Below are 26,964 nucleotides of genomic sequence, written 5' to 3' on the forward strand. Positions count from 1 at the left end.
AGCGGTACGGTCGGTGACGCATCGGGGGACCCGTGCCTGACGATCTCGGATTCGACAAGCTGCTCGACGACGACGGTTTGGTGGCCAGGCTGCTCGGCAAGACCCGCGCGGGCCGCAACCGCAAGCTGCTGCACGGCCCCGACCTGCCCGTGGTGCTGCTCGTCGGCGGTCCCGGCACGGGCAAGGGCCGGCTCCTGCAGTGCGTACGGGGCGAGTTCGGCCGCCACGTACCGACGGCGCACATCGACTGCGGGCTCCCGGTGTACCGGGAGCAGGCGGAGCAGCACCCGCAGACGCGCTCGGTGCCGACGGAGGTGCTGCGCGAGGTGGCCCGGCAGTTCGGCGCCTGGCAGGGCGACGGCGGGGCGGTCGCCACCCCGCGTCTGTACGCGGGCCTCGCGGCGGTCGCGGCCAGCGATCCGCTCGCCGACACCGCCACCCTGGTCAGCGAGGTGCAACGGCACGACGAGCTGCTGCCGCGCGGCTCCTTCTGGCGGGGTGTGCTGAACCGGGCGGGCCGGGCCTACGTCGGTGTCGTCGCGGGGCTGGTGGCCCACCCGGGGGCCGTACCCTTCATCAACGCCGTACTCGACGAACTGCTCGCCCGCACCTCCCAGGAGGGCAAGGCGGCGCTGGCGGCGTGTTACGGCGAGTACACGGGCGCGGGCGGTCACCCGAAGCTGGGGCTGCACTCGCTGGCCTCGCACTTCCAGCAGGGCGGCGAAGCACGCGAGGTCGCCGAGGGCTTCCTCTTCCGCGCGCTGCGGCAGGACATCGAGGCCGCGTACGTGTCGCTGCTGGGCCGGCTGTCCCGGGCCGGGCGCCCCGCCCTGCTGCTCGACCACGCGGACAACGCCCTCGGCAGACGGCTGGTGCGGCCGGTGCTGGAGGACCGCGAGCGGGGGCATCACGACCGGCTGGTGGTCATGGCGACCGCCCGGCGGGAGGACGGCGGGCGCTTCCTGTACCACCTCGGCGCCGCCGCCGGTACGGGCGACGACGCGCCCGTCAGCTGGCGGCCCTCCGACGGAGGTCTGCCGCGGTGGAGCCGCCCCTCGGGCGGCGTACCCGGTCTGACGCCCTTGTCGCGCGGCGTCCTCCTCGTCCGTATGCCGATGCTCACGCGCGACCAGCAGTCCAGGGAGACGGCCCGTCTCCAGGTCCGGCGGGCGCTGGGCGACAACGCGGCCCAGCTCCGTGTCGACAGCGGCATCCACCGGCTGAGCGGCGGGCGCCCGCTGTTCGTGACCCGGCTGGGCGAGGCGACCGCGGCGCTGACGTTCCGGGAGCCCGGCGAAAGCACCGACTGGGCGCTGCTGGACGCCCGGGTGCGCTCCGGGGAGGACGCGGAGGGCCGCCCGGTCGCGGATCTCCTGCTGGACGACCTGATCGTCCGGCAGCCGCCCGAAGATCTCCCGCCGGAGCAGCGCGGGCACTGGCTCGACCTGCTCAGCCACCTGTCGGTGGCCCACGACGCGGAATGCGCCCAGGTTCTGATGCGCGAGGTGCAGGCGGGGCGGGACGAGCGGCTGTCCGCCTACCGCATCGCCGAGCTGTTGCGGGACAGCGGCTGGCCGCACTGCCCCCGGCACTTCATCGGCGACCTCGGCCTGCGCCGCCTGCTCATGCGGCGCCTGTACCGGCTGCGCGCGGACGGCGCGGCCTGGCGCGGCAACCACGTCCTGCTGCGGGACCACTACCGCGCCCTGGAGGACGACGAGGCCGACGAACTCTTCGGCTCCGCCGCCGCGCACGGCATGCACCACCACCTGGCGGTCGGTGACGCCGAGACGGTCACGGACCACCTCGACCGCACCTTCCTCACCCGCAGCGCACGGGTCTGGTGCGACGAACTGCTGGCCATCGCGGAGGCGCCGCTGCTCGGCCGTACCGACGACCGGCGCGCACGGGCGCTGGGCGAGGCCGCGGTGGCCGGTGACGTGCGGCGCAAGCGCATCGACCGGCTGCTGCACGCCGTACGGCTCTGCGAGGACCGTACGGAGCCGCTCGACGAGGCCGTGACCGACGCCCTGCCCAAGCTGCTGGAACGGCTGGGGGAGGAGCCCGCCGCCGGAGCCGGCACGCTGACGCAGACGGCCCGCGAATGGAGTGAACGGCTCGCCACCAAGCAGCCGCTCAGACCGTGCACCTGCACGAGACACATCGGATGAGACGAAGGGGAGGGCGCGGCGGTGCTGAACTTCTTATACAACACGTTCTGGGCCACCTGGATCCGCAAAGCGTGCACGGTCCTCGTCGTACTGGCCGTGGCCGTCCCCCTCGCCATCATCATTCCGGGCCGGATCGGGGCGCCCGAATACTGTGCCGAGGGAGTCGAGCGGAGCGCCGGTGAATGCATCGGCGTCAACGGCTCCGGTTACGACTTCGGGGTGGCGGAGATTCATCAGGTGGCCGGCGCGATCGGCCGGGAGAACGAGCGCATCGCCGCGGACCCGGACATCGTCAGTGTCGCGATGATGCTGCCCTTGCAGCCGAAGTCCGGCGCCGAACGCGCCCAGCTCCGCAGCGAACTGCAGGGCGCCTATCTGGCGCAGTACCGGGCCAATCGCTCGGAGAACAAACCGCTGCTGCGCCTGGTGCTGGCCAATCCCGGCGCCGATTACGGGCAGCAGGCGAAGGTGGTGGACCGGCTCGCGGCGATGGCGGACTCGCCGCGCGACAGTCTGCGCGCCGTCACCGGCTTCAACCTCAGCCTCGACAACACGAAGAAGGCCGTCGCCCGGCTGACCGGCGAACTGCGGATTCCGGTGCTCGCCAGCAGGGTCAGCGCCGACGACCTCGCCAATCCCGACGACCGCAGCGGTCCGCTCCCGTACCCGGCACTGGCCCGGATCATTCCCACCAACCGGCAGCAGGCGGCCGCGCTCGCCGATTTCCACGGCGGGCTCCGGGACGCGGAAACCGTTCTGGTCAAGGACCTCCGCCCGAACGACATCTACGACGAGTCGCTCGCCGAGGCGTTCAGCCGGCCGGAACCCGGGCCGCCCGGCCCGAAGGACCAGCCGTTCACCTCGCCCGGCATCAACGATCTGGGCGACACCGGAAACGACTTCACGACGATAGGGCACAACATCTGCGAATCCGACGCGCGGGTCGTCTATTTCGCCGGGCGCCCGGCCCATCTGCGGCTGTTCGCCCTGAAACTGGCCGAGGTCCCGTGCCACGGGAAGAAGTACACCGTCGTGAGCGGATCGGGTGCGGCGACGCTGGAGCGGTACATGAGCCCGGGCGACTGGGAGAAGCTGCGCGGCGACGACGGGGCGGGCGCCACGATCACCGTGCAGTACGCGGCCCCGGGTCACCCGGACGCCTGGGACGCGTCCCTGCGGACGTGGGAGAAGGAACGGCGGGCGGTCACCGGCAAGGCGCCGGCGGCCGAGGACCGGCCGGCGTACCTGACGGAGCCGCAGGGCGAGCTGCGGGAACTCGTCCGCCTGATCGGCCGGCAGCCCGGCGGCGACATCGGGCCGGTGACCTTGGAGGACTCCCGCACGATGCTGGTCCACGACGGCGTACGCACCATCGCCTCGGCCGTCTTCCTGGCCAATGCCCAGGCCGCCGGCACGGTGCCGACACGGGAACGCGTCGCCGCCCAGTGGCCACGGCTGGAGGCCCGGTACCGGGTGCGGGGCACGAGCGGCTGGATCTGCCTGACCAACGGGGGCAACGCCTACGACAAACCGGTGGCCGTCGTGAAGCTCGATCCGGGCACCCGCCGGGTGGCGTTCGTGGGGCTGGGCTGGCCGGAGAAGAAACCCCAGCCGGCCGACTGCGTGGTGCCCAGCGGTACCGGCTGAGAGTACCGGCCGGGCCCCGGGCGGACAGGGCCGGGCTTTCCTTCATTTCCGCAGTTTGTCGGAACGTCGTTCCACCGGCACTCGTCCAGAGACGGTTCGCGAGTTCCCCCGATAGGACGGGCTGCCGGTGAGCGCGGTGTGACGGGCCGCGCGCCGGGAGAACCTGGTCCCGGACGTGTCCGCGGTTTTCCGGAAGCGGTGCGCGGGCGATCGGGCGCGGAAAGGCCAGGGGTGGTGCTCATATCCTCCCGCACGACCCCGGCTCTGCCGTTTCCGGGGCCGGGACGGCCGCACGGCGTGGTGCCGGCGGCCGAGCGGAGAGTCCCCCGGTGTGCACCGCTGAGTGGAGTGTGACGATGTGACTTCGACTGTTTCCGGGCCCGGCGCAGGCGTCGCGGGCGCCGCTGCGGAAGGCGGCTTCGCCCGTGAACTGACCCGGGATTCCCTGCTGCGGCTGACCCGCCGGGAGATTGCCGCTCTTCACGTACCCGGATTCTGCGACCGGCGGATCGCGGCGGAAGTGGCCGGGAAAGCGGTGCGGCACAAAGCGCTGGGAAATTATCACAAGAAATGTACGAGTACGGTGGGACGCGTGCACCTGCCGCACATCGACACGGCGTGGAACCCCGAACTGACCGCCCGTTACCACGACGCCGCACTGCCCTCGATCCACGAGGTGCGTGCCTTGTTCGCGCCGTATCTGTCCCCGGTGGACCATGTACGGCTGCTGCTCCAGGAATGCTGGCCGGCCGGTGCCGAACTGCTGCGGCTGCGCGGCCGGCCGTGTTTCGTCGGCGCGCTGCGGGTGTTCCGCCCGGGGACCTCGGTCTTCCACCCGCACAACGACCGCATCGAGCAGGAGACGGACGCCCCGGAGGCCGCCGGGGTGACCGAGCAGCTGGTCGCCAACATCTACCTCCAGGTGCCCGAGGAGGGCGGTGACCTCCAGCTGTGGCGGCGCGAACCCACCAGCGCGGAGTCCCGCACCATCCAGGAGGTCGAAGGGCTGGACCCGGCGACGGTGGAGCCCCCGGACCACGTGATCCACCCGCAGGCGGGCGACCTGGTCGTCTTCAGCTCCCGGATGCTGCACGCCGTCACCCCGGCCCGGGGCGGGCACCGCGTCGGCATGGCGGCGTTCATCGCCTGCAAGGGCCCCGACGAGCCTCTGCGGTACTGGAGCTGACCCGGCCCGGGGCCGACGGTCCCCGCTGCTCCCGGCGGCCCCGGCAGGACGCCGCCGCGCCCGGCATCCCCGTGTGGCCCCGCGCCGCCCTGACGCGCGCCCGTAGTGCGACCCGTAGTGCGAGAGGTCTAGGAAAGTGACGTTCGACGAGCAGGACGGCGCACCGCCCGGTGAGGTGCCGGGCAGCGTTCTGGACACTGCCCGGGACAGGCCGCCCGTGACGCTGGGCGGACTGTTCACCCGGCAGGCGCGGCGCACGCCCGACGCGGTCGCCGTGGCGGACGACACCGTACGGATGACGTATGCGCAGGTGGAGGCCGCCGCCAACCGGCTCTCCCGGGTGCTCCTGGGCCGGGGCGCCGGCCCCCGGCAGGTGGTGGCGCTGGTGCTGCCGCGTACGGCGGACCTGGTCGTGGCCGTCCTGGCGGTGCTCAAGTGCGGTGCGGCCTACCTGCCCGTGGATCCCGAATACCCGGCCGAGCGCGTCGCCTTCCTGCTGCGGGACGCGGCGCCCGCCACCGTGCTGACGGTGTGTGAGCTGGCGGACGGACTGCCCGCCGAGGCCGGCGGCCCCGGTGGCGTCCCCGTGGTCCTGCTCGACGACGACCGTACGCGGCGGCTCCTGGAGCAGGCCTCGCCCGCGCCCGTCACCGACACCGACCGTGGCGGGCGGCCGGACCCGCGCGACTGCGCGTACATCATCCACACGTCGGGCTCCACCGGTGCCCCCAAGGGCGTCGTGACCACCCACGCCAACGTCGTCCGGCTGCTCACCTCCACCGCCCACCGGTTCGGCTTCGGCCCGGACGACACCTGGGCCCTCTTCCACTCCTGTGCCTTCGACGTCTCGGTGTGGGAAATGTTCGGCGCGCTGCTGACCGGGGGCGGCTCGTGATCGTCCCGTACCGGACCGGCCGGGTGCCTGCCGACTTCCTGGCACTGCTGACCCGCGAGCGGGTCACCGTCCTGTGCCAGACACCGACCGCCTTCTCCGCGCTGCTGACCGCGGACGGCGAGCACCCCGACATCCTGCGGGACGCGCCGCTGCGCGTGGTCGTCCTCGCCGGCGAGGCGCTCGACCCCGCCCGGCTCGCCGGCTGGTACGACCGGCACCCCGACGACGCGCCGCTGCTCGTCAACATGTACGGCACGACCGAGACCACCGTGCACGCCACCTACGCCGCCTGCGACCGGGCCGGCGCCCGGCCCGGCGCGCCGAGCACCATCGGGGAGCCGATCGCGGATCTCACGCTGTACGTGCTGGACGACCGGCTGGGCGAGGTGTCGCCCGGCGGCACGGGCGAACTGTACGTGGCGGGCGACGGTCTGGCACGCGGCTATCTGAACCGCCCCGGGCTGACCGCCGGACGCTTCGTGGCCTGCCCGTACGGCCCGCCCGGCGCACGCATGTACCGGACCGGCGACCTGGTGCGGCGCGGGCTCGGCGGACTGGAGTTCGCCGGCCGCTCCGACGACCAGGTCAAGATCCGCGGCTTCCGCGTCGAGCCGGGGAGGTGGAGTCCGCCCTCGCGGCCCACCCGGACGTCGCCCAGGCCGCGGTGGCCGTCCGCCGGGACGCGGACGGGGGCCGAGCCTGGTCGGTTACGTCGTACCGCAGCCGTACCGGCGTACGGAGTCACACCACGGCGGCACCGGGCACGCGGCGGGCACCGACACGGCACCGGCGGCCTGGCGGCGGGTGTACGACGACCTGTACGCCGCCTCCGCACGGCGGCCCGCTGCCCTGGGCGAAGACTTCGCGGGATGGCGGAACAGCGCCGACGGACGGCCGATCCCGCTGGAGCAGATGCGCGAGTGGCGGGACGCCACCGCCGACCGGGTACGGGCCCTGCGGCCCCGCCGGGTCCTGGAGATCGGCGTCGGCACCGGCCTCCTCCTGGCCCGGATCGCTCCGTTCTGTGAGAGTTACTGGGGCACCGACCTGTCCGCCGCAGCCGTCACCGGACTGCGCGGCGCGCTCGCGGCCGACCCCGTACTGGCCGCCCGCACCACCCTGACCTGCCAGGCCGCCGACGACACGCGGGGTCTGCCGGAAGGCGGCTTCGACGTCGTCGTACTGAACTCCGTCGCCCAGTACTTCCCCGACGCGGACCACCTCCTCACCGTGCTGCGCGGCGCCCTCGACCGCTTGACACCCGGGGGCGCCCTCTTCGTCGGCGACGTACGCGACCTCCGGCTGGCCCGCCACTTCCACACCGCATTGCACCGGCAGCGCGCGGCGGCCCGTGGCGTGACTCTGGACGACGCGGAGTTGGCCGCGGCGGTCCGGCGAAGCCTGGCGCGCGAGCAGGAACTGCTGGTCGCGCCCGGCTTCTTCACCGCCCTGCCGCACGGGCCGCTGCCCGGGGTGAGCGCGGTGGACCTCCGCGTCAAACGCGGGCGGCACCACAACGAGCTGAGCCGCTACCGGTACGACGTGGTGCTGCGCAAAGGCCCGGCCCCCGCGGTCTCCCTCGCCGACGCGCCCCGCGTGCGGTGGGGGAGCGAGGTGCCCGGCCTGCCGTCGCTGGCGGAGCGGCTGCGCACCGGCCGGCCCGATGCCCTGCGGGTGAGCGGCATGCCCAACGGGCGTCTGGACGCGTACGTGCCGGGGGCCGGTCCGGCCGGCACCGGGCGAGGGCCCGCCGTCGACCCCGAAGAACTGCACGAGCTTGCGGACGCCGCCGGCTACCAGGCGCTCGTCACCTGGTCGGAGGCGGACGACGGCAGCCTGGATGCCGTGTTCCTGCGGTGCGGGAGCGCGCCTTCCGGAGCGGCACCCGTCGTGACGTACACCGACGTACACCTCCCGGCGGTACACGCCCACGGCGACCTGCGGGCGCTGACCGGCGAACCGGCCCGGCGCCGGGCCGACGCCGCGCTGGGCACCGCCGTACGCGACGCCGTCGCGGCCCGGCTGCCGCACCACATGGTCCCCTCCACCGTCCTGGTCCTCGACGAGCTGCCGATGACGGTGAACGGCAAGCTGGACCGGCGGGCACTGCCCCAGCCGGACCCGGAGGCCACCCACCGCGCCCCCGGCGGACGCGCACCGCGCGACGCCCGCGAGGACATCCTCTGCGGCCTCTTCGCGGAGACGCTGTCCCTCGCCGAAGTAGACCCCGACCAGGATTTCTTCAGCCTCGGCGGACATTCGCTGCTGGCCACCGGGCTGGTGAACCGGGTGCGGTCGGCCTTCGGTACGGAGCTGGGATTGCGCGCGGTGTTCGAGACACCTACCCCGGCGGGCCTGGCCGCGCGGCTGGCCGGTGGACCTTCCTGCCGTCCCGCGCTGACGGCCCGGTCCACGCGCCCCGCCGGGCTGCCGCTGTCCTTCGCGCAGCGCCGGATGTGGTTCCTGCATCACCTGGAAGGACCGCGCCCCGCCCACCATGTGCCGCTCACCCTCGCACTCTCCGGACCGCTCGACCGGCAGGCACTGGAAGCGGCGCTGCACGATGTCGTGACGCGCCACGAGGCCCTGCGGACCGTCTTCCCGGAGGACGGCGCGGAACCGCGTCAGTCCGTACTGCCCCCGGAGGCTGTGCGGCTCAGGACGGCCGTCACCGAGACGACCCCGGAAGCCGCGACCGGGCTGGTCGCCGAAGCCGCGCGCCAAGCATTCGACCTCGCGGCCGAGCCGCCCGTACGTGCCTGCCTGTTCGTCCTGGGGCCGGAGGAGCACGTCCTGTCCCTGACGCTGCACCACATCGCGGCCGACGGCTGGTCCCTGGCCCCGTTGTGGCGCGACCTCGCGCACGCCTACGAGGCGCGCAGGCGAGGACGTCCGCCGTCCTGGGCCCCGCTGCGCGTGCAGTACGCCGATTACACCTTGTGGCAGCGCGACCTGCTCGGCGCGGACGACGGAACCGGCCGTACGACGGCCGAGGCCCAACTCGCCTACTGGAAGAAGAAGCTGGTCGGACTGCCTGACCGGATCGCCCTGCCCTGTGACCGGCCGCGCCCGGACACGCCCACCGGGCGCAGCGGGACCTGCCGCTTCCAATGGGACGGCGGGCTTGCGCAAGCGGTGCGCGCGCTGGCGCGGGAGTGCGGCGCGACCCCGTCCATGGTGGTGCAGGCGGGGCTCGCCGCGCTCCTGACGCGGCTGGGCGCGGGCGAGGACATCCCGATCGGCACCCCCGTCGCGGGACGTACCGACGAGGCGCTGCACGACCTGATCGGCTTCTTCGTCAACACGCTGGTACTGCGCGTCGACACGTCGGGCGCGCCGGACTTCCGTACGCTGCTCACCCGCGTACGCGAGACCGGCCTGGAGGCGTACGCCCACCAGGACGTGCCTGTCGAACGGGTCGTCGAGGCACTTCGCCCGGACCGCCCGGGGGACCGGCACCCGCTGTTCCAGACGCTGCTGGTCTGGCAGCACACTCCGGCCGCCGCTCCCGCCCTGTCCGGTGTCATCGCCGAGGCCCGGGAGCTGGAGACCGGCACCCTCGTCACCGACCTGGAGATCAGCGTCGCGGAGACGCCCGGCGGTCCCGTCGGCACGGGCGCCCTGACCGGCGCCGCCCACTTCAACGCCGACCTCTTCGACCACGTCACGGTGGAAGCCCTGCTGGAACGGCTGCGGAGCCTGCTGGCGGACGGGACAGCCGACCCTGACCGGCCGATCGACGACCTGGACATGCGCACCGCAGGAGAGCGCGACACCACCACCGCCCCGGACGGCCGCCGCCAGGTCCTGCTGCCGGAGCAGTTCACGCGCCAGGCGGCCCGTACACCCGGCGCCCCGGCCGTGACCTTCCGCGACACGACCCTGACGTACAGCGCGCTCGACGCCGCAGCCAACCGGCTGGCAAGGGTGCTCATCGCGCGCGGCGCCGGGCCCGAACAGTTCGTGGCACTGGAGCTGCCCCGCTCGGCCGACCTCGTGACCGCCGTACTGGCGGTGCTGAAGACCGGCGCGGCCTACCTGCCCCTGGAACCCGGCCACCCCGCCGAACGCAACAACAAGATCCTGCGCGCCACCCGCCCGGTGCTGCTGCTCACCACGCGGACCCCGGCGCCCGCGCCACCCGTGCCGTACCTCACCTGGGACGGCCCGGAGCTGGCCGACGCCCTCCACCGGTGCTCCGATGCACCCGTACACGACCACGAGCGCGCCTGCCCGCTGCTGCCCGCCCACCCCGCCTACGTCACCCACACCTCCGGTTCCACCGGCGAACCCAAGGGCGTGGTGGTCCCGCACCATGCCGTCGCCCGTCTCTTCCGCGACGCCCCGGGCCTGGACTTCCGCGCCGACGACGTCGTGGCGCTGCTCCACTCCCACACCTTCGATCTCTCGGTCTGGGAGATGTGGGGGCCTCTCCTGCACGGCGGCCGCCTGGTCGTGGTGCCGTACGAGGAGAGCCGCTCCCCGGCGGAACTGCTGCGACTGCTCGTACAAGAAGGCGTCACCCAGCTCCACCAGACGTCGACCGCCTTCGAGCAACTGACGCACACCCTGCGCGAAGAACCCGGCCTGGCCGGAGAACTGGCCCTGCGCCGCGTCGAGATCGGTTCGGAGACGCTGCTGCCCCGCACCGTGCGGGAGGGGCGGGAACTGCTGCCCGGCGCGCGCTTCGTGCACGCGTACGGGCCCACCGAGACGACCGTGTTCGTCATCGCCGGATTCCTCGACGGGCCCCTGCCGGACACCCGGACCCTGCCGCTCGGCCGGCCACTGGGCGGCATCCGTGCCTACGTCCTGGACGACGCGCTGCGCCCGGCCCCACCGGACGCGGCGGCGGAACTGTACATCGCGGGCACCGGGGTGACGCGTGGCTACCTGGGCCGCAGCGCGCTCACCGCCGAACGCTTCGTGGCCTGCCCGTACGGGCCGCCGGGGGAGCGGATGTACCGGACCGGCGACGTGGTCCGCCGGCGTGCCGACGGCTCGCTGGAGTTCGTGGGCCGCGCGGACGAGCAGGTGAAGGTACGGGGCTTCCGCATCGAACCGGGGGAGGTACGGGCCGTGCTGACGTCGCACCCCGCCGTCGGCACGGCAGCGGTCGTCGCCCGCGAGGACCGGCCGGGCGACCGGCGGCTGGTCGCGTACGTGACTTCTGCCGCCGGACGGGCCGCCGATCCGCGGGAGCTGCGCCGGTACGCGGCCGGACGGCTGCCGGACCACCTGGTTCCCGCCGCGGTCGTCGTCCTCGACGCGCTGCCGCTGAGCACCGCGGGCAAACTGGACCGCGCCCGCCTCCCACGGCCCGACTACGCGGCGGCCTCCGCACACCGGGCGCCCCGCGACGACCGCGAGCGGACCCTGTCCCGTCTCTTCACCGAGGTGCTCGGCCTCGGCACCGGCGCGGCAGGCGTGGACGACGACTTCTTCGAGCTCGGCGGCGACAGCATCATCGCCGTCCAGCTCGCCGGCCGGGCCCGCCGGGCGGGGCTCGCCCTGACCCCGCGCGACGTCTTCCGCCACCGCACCGTCGCGGCCCTCGCCGCACGGGCGGGCTCGGCCGGTCACCCGCCGGTCACCTCCACCGGACACGACAGCGGTCCGCTGCCCCTCACCCCCGTCATGCACGCCCTCCGGGAGACCGGCGGACCGGTGGCGGGGTGTCACCAGTCCGTCCTGGTGCGGGTGCCGCCCGGTCTCGGCATCCGGCACCTGACCACCGCGCTGCATACGGTGATCGGCCACCACGACGCTCTGCGGCTGCGGCTGAGCCGGGTGGGGGGAATGGCGTGGATCTTGGACATCGCCCCGCCGGGAGCGGCCGGAAACACCGGAAGGGGCGGCGGTGTCGGTACCGGCGCCGTTACCGACGCCGACACCGACACCGACACTGTTACCGACGCGGATTTCGTCCGCCGCGTCGACGTCACGGAGCTGGACGACGCCGCACTCGACGCAGCCGTACGCCGCCACAAGGACGCCGCGCGGGACCGGCTGGACCCGGAGTCGGGCCGGGCCGGGGTCTCCTCCAGGCCGTCTGGTTCGACGCCGGCCCCGGCCGGCCGGGGCGCCTGCTGCTGACGATCCACCACCTCGCCGTCGACGGCGTCTCCTGGCGCGTGCTGCTGCCCGACCTGCGCGCCGCCTGGGAAGCCGCCGCGGCCGGCCGCCGCCCCGCGCTCGAACCGGTGGGCACCTCACTGCGCGCCTGGTCCCACCGGCTCACCGACCTCGCCCAGCAGCACGACCGGATCGCCGAACTCCCCTGTGGACCGGCATGACCGGCACCGCCGAACCGCCCCTGTCCCGCCTCCCGTACGACCCGTCCCGGGACCTGGCGAGCACGGTGCGGCGGCTGACCCTGACCCTGCCGCCGGAGCGGACGGCCCCGCTGCTCGGTCCGGTGCCCGCCGCCCTCCACGGCAGGACCGACGACATTCTGATCACCGCGCTCGGTCTGGCCGTGGCCGACTGGCGCCGCCGCCGTACGGGCTGCCCGGACACCGCCGTCCTGCTCGACATCGAACGGCACGGCCGCGAGGACCTGGGGGACGGGAGGAGGCGCCCCCGGTATGGCGGACCCCGGTACGGCGGAGACCGTCGACCTGGCGCGGACCGTCGGCTGGCTCACCAGCGTCCACCCCGTACGCCTCGACCCGGGCACCACCGACGCCACCGGGCTCCGCTCCGGCGGACCCGCGCTGGACCGGGCCTACCGGCGCGTCAAGGAGCAGCTGCGCGCGGTCCCCGGCAACGGCCTTGGTCACGGCCTGCTGCGCCACCTCAACCCCCAGACGGCCCCAACTCTCGCCGGCGGCACGCGCCCCCTGATCGCCTACAACAACCTCGGCCGCCTCACGCAGCAGCCCGGGGACTGGGCGCCGGTTCCGGGCTCCGGCGGCATCACCGGCGGAGCCGATCCCGCACAGCCCGCCACCCACCTCCTCACCCTGGACGCGCTGGTCGAGGGCGGTCCCGGCGGTCCGGTCCTGACGGTGACCTGGTCCTGGCCCGGCGCCCTGTTCACCGAGGACGAGGTACGCGACCTCGCGGACACCTGGTCCGGCCTGCTCACCGCGCTCACGGAACGTGCCGCGGCACCGGACGCCGAGGGCCGCACGCCCGCCGACTTCCCGCTCGTCCCCCTCACGGAGGACGAGACCGCACGGCTGACGCACGACTGCCCGGACCTGGCCGACATCTGGCCCCTCACGCCGCTCCAGGAAGGGCTGCTCTTCCACGCCCTGTACGACGAGCAGGCCCCGGACGTCTACACCAGCCAGCTCGCCGTGGACCTGCACGGCCCGCTGGATCCGGGCGCGTTGCGCGCGGCAGGACAGGCCGTACTCGAACGGCACCCCGCCCTGCGCGTCGCCTTCCGGCACGACGGGCTGCGCGCCCCCGTCCAGGTGGTGCCGCACCCACGAGCCGTGATCCTCCCCTGGACCGAGCACGACCTCGCGGACCTCAGCGGCGACGAACAGGCCGCCCGCGCGGACCGCATCGCCGCCGACGCCCGCGCCACCCGCTTCGACCCGGCCGACGGCCCGCTGCTCCGGTTCGCCCTGCTGCGCCTCGGGCCCGCCCGGCACCGGCTGCTGCTGACGGTCCAGCACCTGATCCTGGACGGCTGGTCCGGGCCGCTGGTGCTGCGGGACCTGTTCGCCGTCCACGCGGCGGGAGGCGACGCCTCGGGCATGGCCGCCCCGGCGCCGTACCGGGAGTATCTGCGCCGACTTGCCGCACAGGACCGTACGGCGGCCGAGACCGCCTGGCGGCAGGCCCTCTCCGGTGTGGACGGTCCGACCCTCGTGGCGCCCGGACGTACCGTCGGCGCGAGCGTGCGACACGGACAGGTCCGAGCCACGCTGTCCACCGGGCTGACCGCATCCCTGCGCGCGCTGGCCCGCCGCCACGGTCTGACGCTCAACACCGTCCTGCAAGGCGCCTGGGCCGTGGTCCTACGCGGCCTTACCGGCCAGGACGACGTCCTCTTCGGCGCCACGGTCTCCGGACGGCCCGCGGACGTGCCGGGCGTCGAGGACATGGTCGGGATGTTCAACAACACCCTGCCGGTACGGGTGCGTCTCGACGCGGCCCGGCCCTTCACCCAGACCCTGTGCCGCCTCCAGGACGAACAGACCGGGCTGCTGCCCCACCAGCACATCGGGCTCACCCGGCTGCACCGGCTCTGCGGACACGACCGGCTCTTCGACACCCTCCTGGTCTTCGAGAACCTTCCGTCCGGCGTCCTCGGCACCGGTACCGGCCCGTTGCGGTGCTCGGAGCCCCGGATCACCTCCGGCACCCACTACCCGCTGAGTCTCGCCGTCCTTCCCGGCGAACGGCTGGGCCTCGCACTGGGCCACCGCTCCGACGCGTTCGACCCGCGCACCGCGACAGCCACCCTGCACCGCCTGGTGCGGGTCCTCAAGGCAGCGGCGGACGACCCGGACCGGCCCGTGGGAGACCTGCCCGTCCTCTCACCCGGCGAGCGCACCCGCGTCCTGTACACCTGGAGCGCCGCCCCGGAGCCCGCCCCCGCTCCGCGGACCTGGCCCGCCCTCTTCGAGGCCCAGGCGGCACGGACACCCCGTGCCACGGCGGTACGGAGCGCCGGCACCCCCTCACCTACGCCGCACTCGACGCGGCGGCCAACCGGCTGGCACGGCTGCTCGTCCGGCACGGCGCGGGCCCCGAACGGGCGGTGGCCCTCGCCCTGCCACGCTCCGCCGAACTGATCGTCGCGGTCCTCGCCGTCCTGAAGGCCGGAGCCGCCTACGTACCGCTGGACCCGGCCCACCCGGCCGAGCGGATCACCTGCCTGCTGCGCGACACCCGGCCGGCGCTGCTGCTCACCGACAGCGCCACCGCCCGAACCCTGCCGCCGGGCCCGGAACCCCGCCTCGCCCTGGACGACCAGGACACCCGGACCCTGCTCGGCAGCCTCCCGGACACCCCCGTCCAGGACTCCGAGCGCCCCGCCCCCTGCGGCCCCGGCACCCCGCCTACATCATCCACACGTCCGGCTCGACCGGCGGGCCGAAGGGCGTACAGGTCTCGCACGAAGGCATCGCTGCACTCGCGGCAGCACAGACCGCGCGCTTCGGCGTCGGGCCCGGCAGCGTCGTCCTGCTCTTCGCCTCGCTGAGCTTCGACGCCTCCGTGTCCGACCTGTGCACCGCACTGCTCTCCGGGGCCACTCTGGCGATCGCCCCCGCCGGCACGCTGCTCGCGGGCGAGGAACTGGCCGACGCCGTGGCGCGGTTCGGTGTGACCCACTTGAAGCTGCCGCCGAGCGTCCTCGCCGGGCTGCCGTCCGGTGCGCTGCCGCGGAGCGTCGCGCTCGCGGTGGCCGGCGAGCCGTGTCCCGCGGACCTGGCGGCCCGGTGGGCCGCCACGCACCGCCTGGTGAACGTGTACGGGCCGACCGAGACGACGGTGTGCGCGACGATGACCGCGCCGCTGACGGACGGTTGCGCACCTGCTGTCGGAACGCCGATCGCGGGCACCCGGGTGTATGTGCTGGATGCGGGGTTGCGGCCGGTGGCGCCGGGTGTGGTGGGGGAGTTGTACGTGGCGGGGGTGGGGCTGGCGCGCGGCTATTTGAACCGTCCGGGGCTGACGGCGGAGCGTTTTGTGGCGTGTCCGTTCGGGGGGCCGGGGGAGCGGATGTACCGGACGGGTGACCTGGTGCGATGGCGTGCCGACGGCCAGGTGGAGTTCGTCGGGCGGGCCGACGGACAGGTGAAGGTGCGGGGCTTCCGGATCGAACCGGGTGAGGTGGAGGCGGTCCTCACCGCCCACCCGGCCGTCGCGCGCGCCGCCGTCGTGGCGCGCGAGGACCGCCCGGAAGACCGCAGGCTGGTGGCGTACGTGGTTCCCGCGCCCGGGCATGCTCCGGCTCCCGGCGCGCTGCGCGAGTACGTGGGCGAGCGGCTGCCCGCGTACCTGGTGCCCTCGGCGGTCGTCGTCCTGGACGCGCTGCCCCTCACCCCCAACGGCAAGCTCGACCAGCGTGCCCTTCCGGCGCCCGGCAGGCCCGCAACCGGGCGCGGCCCGCGCGACGCCCGCGAGGAAATCCTGTGCGGCCTGTTCGCCGACGTGCTCGGTCTGCCGGAAGTGGGCGCCGAGGACGACTTCTTCGCACTGGGCGGTCATTCCCTCCTCGCGACCCGGCTCGTCGGCCTCGCCCGTGCGGCGCTGGGCCGGGAGCTGACCCTCCGCGCTCTGTTCGAGGCGCGTACCCCGGCCGCCCTGGCGCGGCGCGTCGGCGGAGCGGCGGCCGCCCGGCCCGCCGTCGTACGGGCCGAACGGCCGGCCCGGCTGCGGCTGTCGCCCGCACAGCGACGCCTGTGGTTCCTGCACCGGCTGGACGGGCCGGGCGCTGCGTACAACGTGCCGCTGGTGCTGCGGCTGCGCGGCGCGGTGGATTCCGGGGCGCTGAATGACGCGCTGGGGGACGTGGTGGGGCGGCACGAGGTGTTGCGTACGGTGTTCGCGGAGGCGGCGGACGGTGAGCCGTACCAGGTGGTGCGTGACCACGACGCGGAGCGGCCGTATCTGACGGTGACTCCGGTCGGCCACCCGGCGGTCGACGCGCCCGAGGTGGTCCGGTCCGTACGGTACGCCTTCGACCTGGCCCGTGAACTGCCCTTCCGCGCCGAGCTGTTCCGGGGCCCGGAGGGCGAGTCGCTGCTGGTGGTCGTCGTCCATCACATCGCGGCGGACGGCTGGTCGCTGGCGCCTTTGTGGCGGGACGTGGTGACGGCGTACGAGGCGCGGACGGGTGGGGAGCGCCGGACTGGCGCCCGTTGCCGGTGCAGTACGCGGACTTCGCGCTGTGGCAGCGGGACGCGCCGGCGTCCGGCAGTGACGTGATGGCGCGCCAGACGGCGTTCTGGCAGAGGGAACTGCACGGTATGCCGGAAGAGCTGGCATTGCCGTACGACCGCCCGCGCCCGGCGGTCACCGACCACCGGGGCGCGGTGGTCCGGTACCGGTGGGACGCGGCGTTGCACGGCCGGGTGGTGAAGCTGGCCCGGGAGCGCGGTGCGAGCGTGTTCATGGTGGTGCAGGCCGCGCTGGCGGCGCTGTTCACCCGGCTGGGTGCGGGGACGGACATCCCGCTGGGGGTGCCGGTCGCGGGCCGTGGTGACGCGGTGCTGGACGAGGTGGTCGGGTTCTTCGTCAACACGCTGGTGCTGCGTACCGACACGTCCGGCGACCCGTCGTTCCGCGCCCTGCTGGACCGGGTGCGGGAGACGGGCCTGCGGGCCTACGCGCATCAGGACGTACCGTTCGAGCGGCTGGTCGAGGCGCTGAACCCGGACCGCTCGGCCGGCCGCAACCCGCTCTTCCAGGTCGCCCTCACGACGAATGGAGCAGACCGCGCCGGGTACGGCCTGCCGGGCATCGAGGCCGAGGAGGTCCACGTCTGCACCGGCACCGCGAAGATGGACCTCACCGTCGCCGTACGGGAGCGCCGGGACGCCGGGCGGGCTCCGGCCGGAATCGAGGGCGAGGCGGAGTTCCGCACGGCCCTGTTCGACCCGGCCACCGTCGAAGGGCTGCTCGCGCGCCTGCGCAGGCTGCTGGAAGCGGCCGTCACGGACCCTGACCGGTCCATCGGCAGCCTGGAGATCCTGACCTCCGCCGAGCGGCACGCACTGCTGGGGGCAGCGGACCACGCCCCGCGCGCGCTGCCCGCCGCGACGCTGCCCGAACTCTTCGAGGCCCAGGCAGCCCGTACCCCCGACGCGCCGGCGGTCACCTCACCGGACATCCGGCTCACCTACGCGGAACTGGACGCCCGCGCCAACCGCCTGGCCCGGCTGCTGGCCGCCCGGGGCGCGGGCCCGGAAGGCGTGGTGGCCCTGGCGCTGCCGCGCTCCGCCGACCTGGTCACCGCCGTGCTCGCCGTCCTGAAGGCAGGCGCCGCCTACCTCCCCGTCGACCCCGCCTACCCGCCCGCGCGCATCGCCTTCCTGCTCCGCGACGCGGCCCCCGCCCTCCTGGTCACCGATCACCCGACCGCCGCCGCGCTCCCCAGCACACCCGTACCCCGGCTCCTCCTGGACGCGGACACAACGGCGCGTGCCCTCGCGGACCTGCCGGACACCCGCCTCACCGACGCCGACCGGACAGCCCCCGCCTTCCCTGACGGCCCCGCCTACGTGATCCACACCTCCGGCTCCTCCGGGACGCCGAAGGGCGTGCTGGTCTCCCACCGCGGCATCGCCTCCCTCGCCGCCACGCAGCGCGAACGCCTCGGCGCCGGGGTGGGCAGCCGGGTACTGGCCTTCGCCTCGCCCAGTTTCGACGCGTCGTTCTGGGAACTGTGCCTGGCCCTCCTGACGGGCGCCTGCCTCGTCACCGTGCCCCCGGGCCGCCTGCTGCCGGGTGCGCCGCTGGCCGCGACCGTGGCCGCGCACGACGTGACCCACCTGACCCTGCCGCCCTCGTCCCTGACGGCGCTCGAACCGGGCAGCCTTCCCGAGGGCGTCACGCTCGTGGTGGCGGGCGAGCCCTGCCCTGCCCGGCTGGTGGAACGCTGGGCGCCGGGCCGTTCGATGGTCAACGCGTACGGGCCGACGGAGACGACGGTGTGCGCGACGATGACCGCGCCGCTGACGGGCGGTTCCGCGCCGGCGGTCGGTACGCCGGTCGCGGGTACCCGGGTGTATGTGCTGGATGCGGGGTTGCGGCCGGTGGCGCCGGGTGTGGTGGGGGAGTTGTACGTGGCGGGGGTGGGGCTGGCGCGCGGCTATTTGAACCGTCCGGGGCTGACGGCGGAGCGTTTTGTGGCGTGTCCGTTCGGGGGGCCGGGGGAGCGGATGTACCGGACGGGTGATCTGGTGCGGTGGCGTGCCGACGGTCAGGTGGAGTTCGTCGGGCGGGCCGACGGTCAGGTGAAGGTGCGGGGTTTCCGGATCGAGCCGGGCGAGGTCGAGGCCGCCCTCACCGCCCACCCGGCCGTCGCGCGCGCCGCCGTCGTGGCGCGCGAGGACCGACCGGGCGACCGACGGCTCGTGGCGTACGCGGTGCGTGTCGGCGCCACCCCGGGGCAGTTGGACGGCGGTGCGTCGGGCCTTTCTGGCGCCAGCCTGCGGCAACCGGACGCCGGCGCGCCGGACCTCCCCGACGTGCACGCCTTCCTCGGCGCCCGGCTGCCCGGCCACCTGCTCCCGGACGCGGTCGTGTTCCTGGACGACCTGCCGCTGACGGCCCACGGAAAGCTGGACCACCGTGCCCTGCCCGCCCCGGACACCGCCGACCGTGCCTCCCGCCCGCCCCGCACTCCCGAAGAAGAAGTACTGAGCGGCCTGTTCGCCGAGGTGCTCGGCGTGTCCGAGGTCGGTGCCGAGGACGGTTTCTTCGCGCTCGGCGGCCATTCCCTGCTCGCCACCCGGCTGGTCAACCGGGTCCGTGCCGTTCTGGGCGCGGAACTGGAACTCCGCGCTGTCTTCGAGACGCCCACCCCCGCCGCCCTGGCCACCCGGCTCGGCGCCGCGGCCCGCCCGCGTCCGGCGCTCCGCCCGCTGCCCCGGCCCGCCCGTGTGCCGCTGTCGTCCGGCCAGCGGCGGCTCTGGACGCTGCACCGCATGACGGGGCCGGACGCGACGTACAACGTGCCGCTGGTGCTGCGGCTGCGCGGCGCGCTGGACGCCGACGCGCTGGATGCGGCACTGGGGGACGTACTGGAGCGGCACGAGGTGCTGCGGACGGTGTACGCCGAGGCGGCGGACGGCGAGCCGTATCAGATGCTGCGCCCGGCCGGCGGCCCTCTCCTCGTCCGGACGCCGTTCGCGCACCGGTCCGCCGACGCGCTGGCGCGAGCGGTGCGCCGCGCGACGCGCCACGCGTTCGACCTGGCGACGGACCTCCCGTTCCGCGCCGAGTTGTTCTCGTGTGCCGGAGACGAGGCGGTGCTGGTGGTCGTCGTGCACCACATCGCGGCGGACGGCTGGTCGCTGGCGCCGTTGTGGCGGGACGTGGTGACGGCGTACGAGGCGCGGGCTGCCGGCCGCGCCCCGGACCGGGACGCGTTGCCGGTGCAGTACGCCGACTTCGCGCTGTGGCAACGTGAGGTGCTGGGCGACGCGGGAGACACGGCACGGCACGTCGAGTTCTGGCGGGAGGAACTGCGCGGTGCGCCCGGCCGGTTGGCACTGCCGTACGACCGTACGCCTCCGGCTGCCACCGGCCATCGGGGCGCGGTCGTGGCGTTCCGCTGGGACGCGGAACTGCACGGCCGGATCACGGAGCTGGCCCGGCAGCTCGGGGCGAGCGTGTTCATGGTGGCGCAGGCCACCGTGGCAGCGCTGCTGACCCGGCTCGGAGCAGGGACGGACGTGCCGCTGGGCACCCCCGTGGCGGGCCGGACCGACGCCGCGCTGGACGAGGTGGTCGGCTTCTTCGTCAACACGCTGGTGCTGCGCACCGACACCTCCGGCGACCCGTCGTTCCACGAGCTGGTACGGCGAGTACGGGAGCGTGACCTGCGGGCGTACGCGCACCAGGACGTGCCCTTCGAACGGCTCGTCGAGGCGCTGAACCCGGACCGTGCCGCCGGCCGCAACCCGCTCTTCCAGGTCGCCCTGGCCGTGGACACGGCGTCCGGCGACGCGCTGACCCTCCCCGGAGTGACGGTCCGGAGGGAAGAGGCGCACACCGGCACCGCCAAGTTCGACCTCTCCTTCCGCTTCACCGAACGGCGGGGCCCCGGCAGGCGGCCCGCCGGGATCGACGGATCGGTGGAGTTCGCCACCGCCCTGTTCGACCGCGACACCGTCGAAACCCTGGCCGTACGGCTGCGACGCCTCCTGAGGGCGGTCCTCGCACGGCCCGACCGGCCCATCGGCGAGGCGGACATCCTCTCCGCGGGCGAGCGCCGTCTGCTGCTGCACCGGTGGAGCGGCCCCGCGCGCGGCCTGCCGACGGGACTGCTCCCCGCGCTGTTCGAGGCACGGGCCGCCGGGGAACCCGACGCGGCGGCCGTCGTCGAAGCGGACCGGACGACGACGTACACGACGCTCAACACCGGTGCGAACCGCCTCGCCCACCTCCTCATCAGCCGTGGCGCGGGCCCGGAGCGCGTCGTCGCCCTCTTCCTGCCGCGGTCCGCCACGGCTGTCCGGGCCGTCCTCGCGGTGGCCAAGACGGGCGCGGCGCACCTCCCCGTGGACCCCGCGCTGCCGCACGAGCGGATCGCGTACCTGCTCCGGGACGCCGCTCCCGTCCTCGTCGTGACCACCGCCGACGCCGCCCGCGGGCTGCCGCCGGACGGGCCGCCGTGCCTGGTCCTGGACGCCGGCACCACACTCCGTGCCCTCGCCGGGCAGCCGGACCACGACCCGGGCGACGACGACCGGCTCGCGCCGCTCCTGCCCGCGCACCCCGCCTACGTCATCCACACCTCCGGCTCCACCGGCCCGCCCAAGGGCGTCGCGGTGACCCACACGGGCCTGCACGCCCTCGCCGCCGCCCAAGCGGCCCGCTTCGGCCTGCGCCCCGGCAGCCGGGTCCTCCAGCTCGCCTCGCCCGGCTTCGACGCGTCGGTGATGGAGACACTGATGGCCCTCGCGTCGGGCGCCGCCCTGGTCGTGCCGCCGGCCGGGCCGCTCGGCGGCGACGCGCTCGCGGAGTTCCTGGCCCGGGAGCGCGTCACCCACTGCCTCGTCCCGCCGACGGTGCTGGCCACCGTCCCGCACGCCCCGCTGCCCGACCTGGAGACCCTGGTCGTCGGGGGCGAGGCGGCCACCGCCGGACTGGTGGCACGCTGGGCGCCCGGCCGCCGCATGATCAACGCGTACGGCCCGACCGAGGCGACGATCTGCGCCACCCTCAGCGAACCCCTCTGCGGCAACGGCCCCCGCCGATCGGCGCGCCGGTCACCCACAGCCGGGCCTATGTGCTGGACGCGGCGCTGCGGCCGGTACCGCCGGGCGTCGTGGGGGAGCTGTACCTGGCGGGCGCCGGACCGGCGCGCGGGTATCTCAACCGTCCGGGGTTGACGGCGGAGCGTTTCGTGGCGTGTCCGTTCGGGGCGGCGGGGGAGCGGATGTACCGGACGGGCGACCTGGTGCGGTGGCGCCTCGACGGCCAGCTGGAGTTCGCCGGACGGGCCGACGGCCAGGTGAAGGTACGGGGCGTCCGCATCGAACCGGGCGAGGTGGAGGCCGTCCTCACCGCCCATCCCGCCGTCGCCCGCGCCGCCGTCGCCGTCCGTACGGACACGTCGGGCACCGCGCGGCTCGTCGGATACGTGGTCGCCGCGCCTCGGGCCCCTGAGCCGGAGTCCGTACCGCGGGCCCCGGCCCCTGAACCGGAGTTGGCGCCGCCGTGCCAGGCCCCTGAACCGGACTCCGTATCGCGGACTCCGGCCCCCGAGCCGGAGTCCGTACCGCGGCCCCCGGCCCTCGCACCGGACTCCGTACGGGAGTTCCTGCGCGCCCGGCTGCCCGAGCACCTGGTCCCGGCCGCCGTCGTCCCCCTGGACACGCTCCCGCTCACGGCCGCCGGCAAGCTCGACCGGAACGCCCTCCCCAACCCCGTCTTCACCCCGGCACCGGCCGGACGCGCGCCGCGCACACCCGAGGAAGAGGTGCTGTGCGGCCTGTTCGCGGAGGTGCTGCGGCTGCCCTCGGCCGGGCCGGACGACAGTTTCTTCGACCTGGGAGGTGACTCCCTGCTGGCCACCCGGCTGGCCGGGCGCATCCGCACCGTCCTCGGCACCGAACTCGACCTCCACGCCTTCTTCGCCTCCCCGACCGCCGCCGGTACCGCCGGGCGGCTGCGTACCGCCCGGCGCGCCCGGCCCGCCCTGTGCCCGGCGCCCCGGCCGGAGGTGGTGCCGCTGTCCCCGGCCCAGCGCCGCCTGTGGTTCCTGCACCGCATGGAGGGGCCGAGCGCCACGTACAACGTTCCGCTGGCCATGCGGCTCACCGGCCCGCTGGACGCCTGCGCGCTGCGCACCGCGCTGGTGGACGTGGCGGACCGGCACGAGGTGCTGCGGACCGTACTGCCCGAGACCGGGGGCGTACCGCGGCAGACGGTGCTCGGCCGGGACGCCGCGCTCGCCGTCGTGACCGTCACGGACGCGAGCGGCTGGGAAGAAACCGAGGTGACGGAGCGGGTCCGCGCGGCGGCCCGCCGCTCCGCCGACCTGACCCGCGAACTCCCGCTCCGCGCCGACCTGTTCGTCCTCGGCCCCGAGGAGCACGTACTGGTTCTCGTCGTCCACCACATCGCCGCCGACGGCTGGTCCCTCGGCCCCCTGTGGCGCGACCTGGCCCACGCCTACGCCGCCCGCCGCGACGGCCGCCCGCCCAGCCCGCCGCCCCTGCCCGTCCAGTACGCCGACTACACCCTCTGGCAGCACGAACTCCTCGGCGACCCCGCCGACCCGGACAGCCTCCTCGCCGAGCAGCTCACGTACTGGACCCGGCACCTGCGCGGCCTGCCCGACCAACTGCCCCTGCCCACCGACCGGCCGCGCCCGGACGTCCCCGCGGGGCGCGGCGAGGTGCTGGCCTTCTCCTGGGACGCGGCCGCACACCAGCGGCTCACCGCGCTCGCCCGGGACTGCGGGGCGAGCGTGTTCATGGTCGTACAGGCCGCGCTGGCGGCGTTGCTGACCCGGCTGGGCGCCGGGACCGACATCCCCCTCGGCACCCCGGCCGCCGGACGGACCGACGCGGCGCTCGACGACGTCGTGGGCTTCTTCGTCAACACCCTCGTCCTGCGGACCGACACCTCCGGCGACCCGACCTTCCGCGCACTGATCGCCCGGGTACGGGACGTGAACCTCGCCGCGTACGCCCACCAGGACGCACCTTTCGACCGCGTCGTGGAAGCGCTCAACCCGCCCCGCACGGCCGCCCGCCACCCGCTCTTCCAGACACTGCTGACCTGGCGGTCCGCCACCGGCCGCGGGCCGGCACTGCCCGGCGTCACCGTCACACCGCTGCCCGCCGACACCGGCACCGCCCGGCTCGACATGGAGATCAACGCCACCGAACACCGCGCACCGGACGGCACCCCCGCCGGTGTCGAGGCGAAGGTCGAATTCAGCACCGACCTCTTCGACCGCTCCACCGTCGAAGCCTTCGTGGCACGGCTGCGCCGGATCACCGACACCGCGGCGGACGACCCCGGCCTGCGGATCAGCCGGGCGGACCTCCTCACCCCCGCGAACGGCACACCCTGCGCGCCCTGAACGACACCGCGCACGGCGTCCCCGACCTGGTCCTGCCGCGCCTCTTCGAGGACCAGGCGGCCACCACCCCCGACGCACCCGCCCTGATCTGCGACGACCGCACCCTCACCTACGCGGAGCTGAACGCCTCGGCCAACCACCTGGCCCGCCTGCTCGTCGCCCGCGGGGCCGGGCCCGAGAACGTCGTCGGGCTGGCGCTGCCCCGCACCCCCGCCATGGTCACCGCCGTCCTCGCCGTGCTCAAGGCGGGCGCCGCCTACCTGTTCCTGGACCCCGGCTACCCCGCCGGACGCCTCGCCCACATGCTCGGCGACACCCGGCCCGTCCTGCTGGTCACGGACCGCGCCACCGAACCGGCGCTGCCCGCCACGGACGTCCCGCGCCTGGTCGTGGACGCGGTGGACGGCGACCGCCCCGCAGACCCGGTACGGGAGACCGACCTCACCGACGCCGACCGGCGCGCAGCCCCGGTACCGGACACCAACCTGACCGACGCCGACCGGCGCGCCCCCTCAAGCCGCTGCACCCCGCGTACGTCATCTACACCTCCGGCTCCACCGGCACCCCCAAGGGCGTCGTCGGCCTGCACCGGGGATGCGTCAACCGCCTGCTGTGGTGCGGCCGCGCCTACCCCTGGCACGCCGGACAGCCGGTGCTCGCCAAGACCACCCTGAGCTTCATCGACGGCACCACCGAACTCCTGGGCGCCCTGCTGCACGGCGCGCCCGTCGTCCTCGCGGACTCCCTCACCGCCCGCAGCCCGGCCGGACTGGCCGCGCTCATCGCCCGCCACCGCGCCACCCGCATCACCGTCGTGCCCAGCCTGCTCGCGGCCCTCCTGGACGGCGACACCGGACCGCTGACGACCTGCCGCCTGTGGGTGACCAGCGGCGAGGCCCTGCCGCCCGCCCTCTCCCAACGGTTCGCCGAAGCCCTCCCGGACGCCCGTCTGGTCAACTTCTACGGCGCTTCCGAAGCCGGCGGCGACAGTCTGCACGCCGTCGCGCACGGCCCCGACGTGGCCGCCGGACGGCCCGTCTGGAACACCCGCGTACATATCCTGGACGCCACCCTCCGACCGGTACCGCCGGGGGTGCCGGGTGAGATCCACCTGACCGGCACCGGCCTGGCCCGCGGCTACCTGCGCCGCCCGGCGCTCACCGCCGAACGCTTCGTGGCCGATCCGTACGGTCCGCCCGGCGCACGCATGTACCGGACCGGCGACCTGGGGCGGTACCGCCCGGACGGTGTCGTGGAGTACCTCGGCCGGGCGGACGACCAGGTGAAGATCAACGGTGTACGGATCGAACCGGGCGAGGTGCAGGCGGCCGTGCTCGCCCACCCGGACGTGGACCGCGCCGCCGTGGCCGTCCGCGAGGACACCCCCGGCCGCCGACAGCTTGTCGCGTACGCCGTACCCGCTCCCGGTACGGAGCCGGACCCCGCCCGGGTACGGAGCTTCCTGCGGGAACGGCTGCCCCGGTTCATGGTCCCGGCCGCCGTCGTCCTCCTGGACGTCCTGCCGCTGACCGCCAACGGCAAACTCGACCGGCACGCGCTGCCCGCCCCCGTCTTCACCGCGGCGGAGGGCGGCCGGGCGCCGGGCACCCCGCCCGAAGAGCTGATGGCCGCGCTCTTCGCCGAAGTGCTCGGCCTGCCCTCCGTGGGCCCCGACGACGGCTTCTTCGACCTCGGCGGCGACTCGCTGCTGGCGGCCCGCCTCACCAGCCGCGTCCGCGCGGTCTTCGGCGCCGACCCGGGCCTGCGCGCCCTGTTCGCGGCCCAGACGCCCGCCGGACTGGTCCGAGCCCTGGACGCGGCGGGCGACGGGGACAGTGCGGCCGACGGGGGCACCGTGGCTGACGGGGGCATTGCGGCCGACGGTGGTGCCGCGGCCGACGGTGGTGCGCCCGGCAGGGGCGGCTCGACCACCGACGCCTTGGACGTCCTGCTGCCGCTGCGCCCGCGCGGCAGCCGTCCGCCGCTGTTCTGCGTCCACCCCGCGTCGGGCATCAGCTGGCCGTACGCCGGACTCATGCGCCACCTGGACGACCGTCCCGTGTACGGACTCCAGGCACGCGGCCTGACCGAGCCCGGCGCCCGCCCGGCGACCATCGCCGACATGGCCGCCGACTACCTGGAGCAGATCCGCACCGTCCAGCCCACCGGCCCCTACCACCTGCTCGGCTGGTCCTTCGGCGGCGCCGTCGCCCACGCCATGGCCGTCCGTCTCCAGGAACAGGGCGAGAAGGTCGCCTTCCTGGCCCTCCTGGACTCCGCGCCCCTCCAGATCGACCCCGGCCGCGTGCTTCCGCGCCACACCGCACACGACGTGGCCGAACTGTTCGTCGACTCGGTCGGCCGCGCCGACAGCGGGGAGGCCCCCGGCCCCGCTCCCGACACCGCACGGGCGGCGGAAATCCTGCGCGAGCAGGGCAGCGCACTGGCCGCCCTGCTGGTGGAACCCCAGGTGACGGCCCTGGCGGAGACCCTGACCGACAACACCCGGCTGCGCTGGTACACCTTCCGGCCCGCCGTCTTCGAGGGCGACCTGCTGCTCTTCAAGGCGGAACCCGAACGCGGTGAACCGCACTGGCCCGCGGAAGCATGGCAGCCGTACGTCTCCGGGACCCTGCTCATCCACGACGCGTGCTGCGAGCACGGGCACATGATGCAGCCGCACGTCCTCGCCCGGACCGGGCCCGTGATCGCCGCCGTACTGGACGGGACGGCGCGACCGGACGACGCCCTGCCCCCGAGAACGGCCGGAACGACCGGCCCGTGACCGCTGTCCCGGACAGCGCCCCGTTCGTCACCGCTGTACCGGGTG

9 protein-coding genes and 4 pseudogenes are annotated in these 26,964 nt (G+C 74.7%); all 13 read left to right on the forward strand.

Annotated elements, in window-relative coordinates; genetic code table 11:
• The first annotated feature begins 32 nt into the window (after positions 1-32).
• The 13 genes and pseudogenes from ACEXOX_RS42820 (at position 33) to ACEXOX_RS42880 (ending at position 26,919) form a co-directional block, all read left to right on the forward strand.
• Entirely contained in the window at positions 33-2,171 is a 2,139-nt protein-coding gene (locus tag ACEXOX_RS42820; protein WP_406526018.1) for a hypothetical protein, read from the forward strand.
• A 21-nt stretch (positions 2,172-2,192) separates the two neighbouring features.
• A complete protein-coding gene (locus ACEXOX_RS42825) occupies positions 2,193-3,818 on the forward strand; it encodes an ABC transporter substrate-binding protein (protein ID WP_406526019.1) in 1,626 nt (541 codons plus the stop codon).
• 358 nt (positions 3,819-4,176) lie between these two features.
• Entirely contained in the window at positions 4,177-5,004 is an 828-nt protein-coding gene (locus ACEXOX_RS42830) for a 2OG-Fe(II) oxygenase (protein WP_406526020.1), read from the forward strand.
• 211 nt (positions 5,005-5,215) lie between these two features.
• Positions 5,216-6,596 (forward strand): annotated as a pseudogene (locus tag ACEXOX_RS42835) (amino acid adenylation domain-containing protein); the annotation flags it as partial.
• A gap of 215 nt (positions 6,597-6,811) precedes the next feature.
• Positions 6,812-11,995 (forward strand): amino acid adenylation domain-containing protein, encoded by a 5,184-nt coding sequence (locus ACEXOX_RS42840; RefSeq protein WP_406526662.1) that lies wholly within the window; start codon positions 6,812-6,814, stop codon positions 11,993-11,995.
• Positions 11,996-12,033: 38 nt separating this feature from the next.
• Positions 12,034-12,195 (forward strand): hypothetical protein, encoded by a 162-nt coding sequence (locus ACEXOX_RS42845; protein WP_406526021.1) that lies wholly within the window; start codon positions 12,034-12,036, stop codon positions 12,193-12,195.
• Positions 12,196-12,486: 291 nt separating this feature from the next.
• Positions 12,487-14,655 (forward strand): condensation domain-containing protein, encoded by a 2,169-nt coding sequence (locus ACEXOX_RS42850; RefSeq protein ID WP_406526022.1) that lies wholly within the window; start codon positions 12,487-12,489, stop codon positions 14,653-14,655.
• A pseudogene (locus ACEXOX_RS42855) lies at positions 14,586-14,729 on the forward strand (AMP-binding protein); the annotation flags it as partial. The gene ACEXOX_RS42850 and the pseudogene ACEXOX_RS42855, both read left to right, overlap by 70 nt.
• A 200-nt stretch (positions 14,730-14,929) precedes the next feature.
• Positions 14,930-16,795 (forward strand): amino acid adenylation domain-containing protein, encoded by a 1,866-nt coding sequence (locus ACEXOX_RS42860; protein ID WP_406526663.1) that lies wholly within the window; start codon positions 14,930-14,932, stop codon positions 16,793-16,795.
• Positions 16,735-21,854 (forward strand): annotated as a pseudogene (locus ACEXOX_RS42865) (amino acid adenylation domain-containing protein); the annotation flags it as partial. The gene ACEXOX_RS42860 and the pseudogene ACEXOX_RS42865, both read left to right, overlap by 61 nt.
• A 72-nt stretch (positions 21,855-21,926) precedes the next feature.
• Positions 21,927-24,134 carry a condensation domain-containing protein gene (locus ACEXOX_RS42870; RefSeq protein ID WP_406526664.1) on the forward strand — a complete coding sequence of 736 codons (2,208 nt, stop codon included), beginning with the start codon at positions 21,927-21,929 and terminating at the stop codon, positions 24,132-24,134.
• Positions 24,135-24,220: 86 nt separating this feature from the next.
• Positions 24,221-24,526 (forward strand): annotated as a pseudogene (locus tag ACEXOX_RS42875) (AMP-binding protein); the annotation flags it as partial.
• A gap of 146 nt (positions 24,527-24,672) precedes the next feature.
• Positions 24,673-26,919, forward strand: coding sequence for an alpha/beta fold hydrolase (locus tag ACEXOX_RS42880; protein ID WP_406526665.1), 2,247 nt, complete (start codon positions 24,673-24,675; stop codon positions 26,917-26,919).
• Positions 26,920-26,964 lie beyond the last annotated feature (45 nt).

The organism is Streptomyces sp. Ac-502 (genome assembly GCF_045222935.1).
GTDB classification, from domain to species: Bacteria; Actinomycetota; Actinomycetes; order Streptomycetales; family Streptomycetaceae; genus Streptomyces; species Streptomyces monomycini.

What these genes read in the sequence shown, in the direction of transcription:
- ACEXOX_RS42840 (WP_406526662.1), top strand. Translation starts at nt 6,812, where the DNA reads ATGCGCGAGTGGCGGGACGCCACCGCCGACCGGGTACGGGCCCTGCGG.
- ACEXOX_RS42850 (WP_406526022.1), top strand. Translation starts at nt 12,487, where the DNA reads ATGGCGGACCCCGGTACGGCGGAGACCGTCGACCTGGCGCGGACCGTC.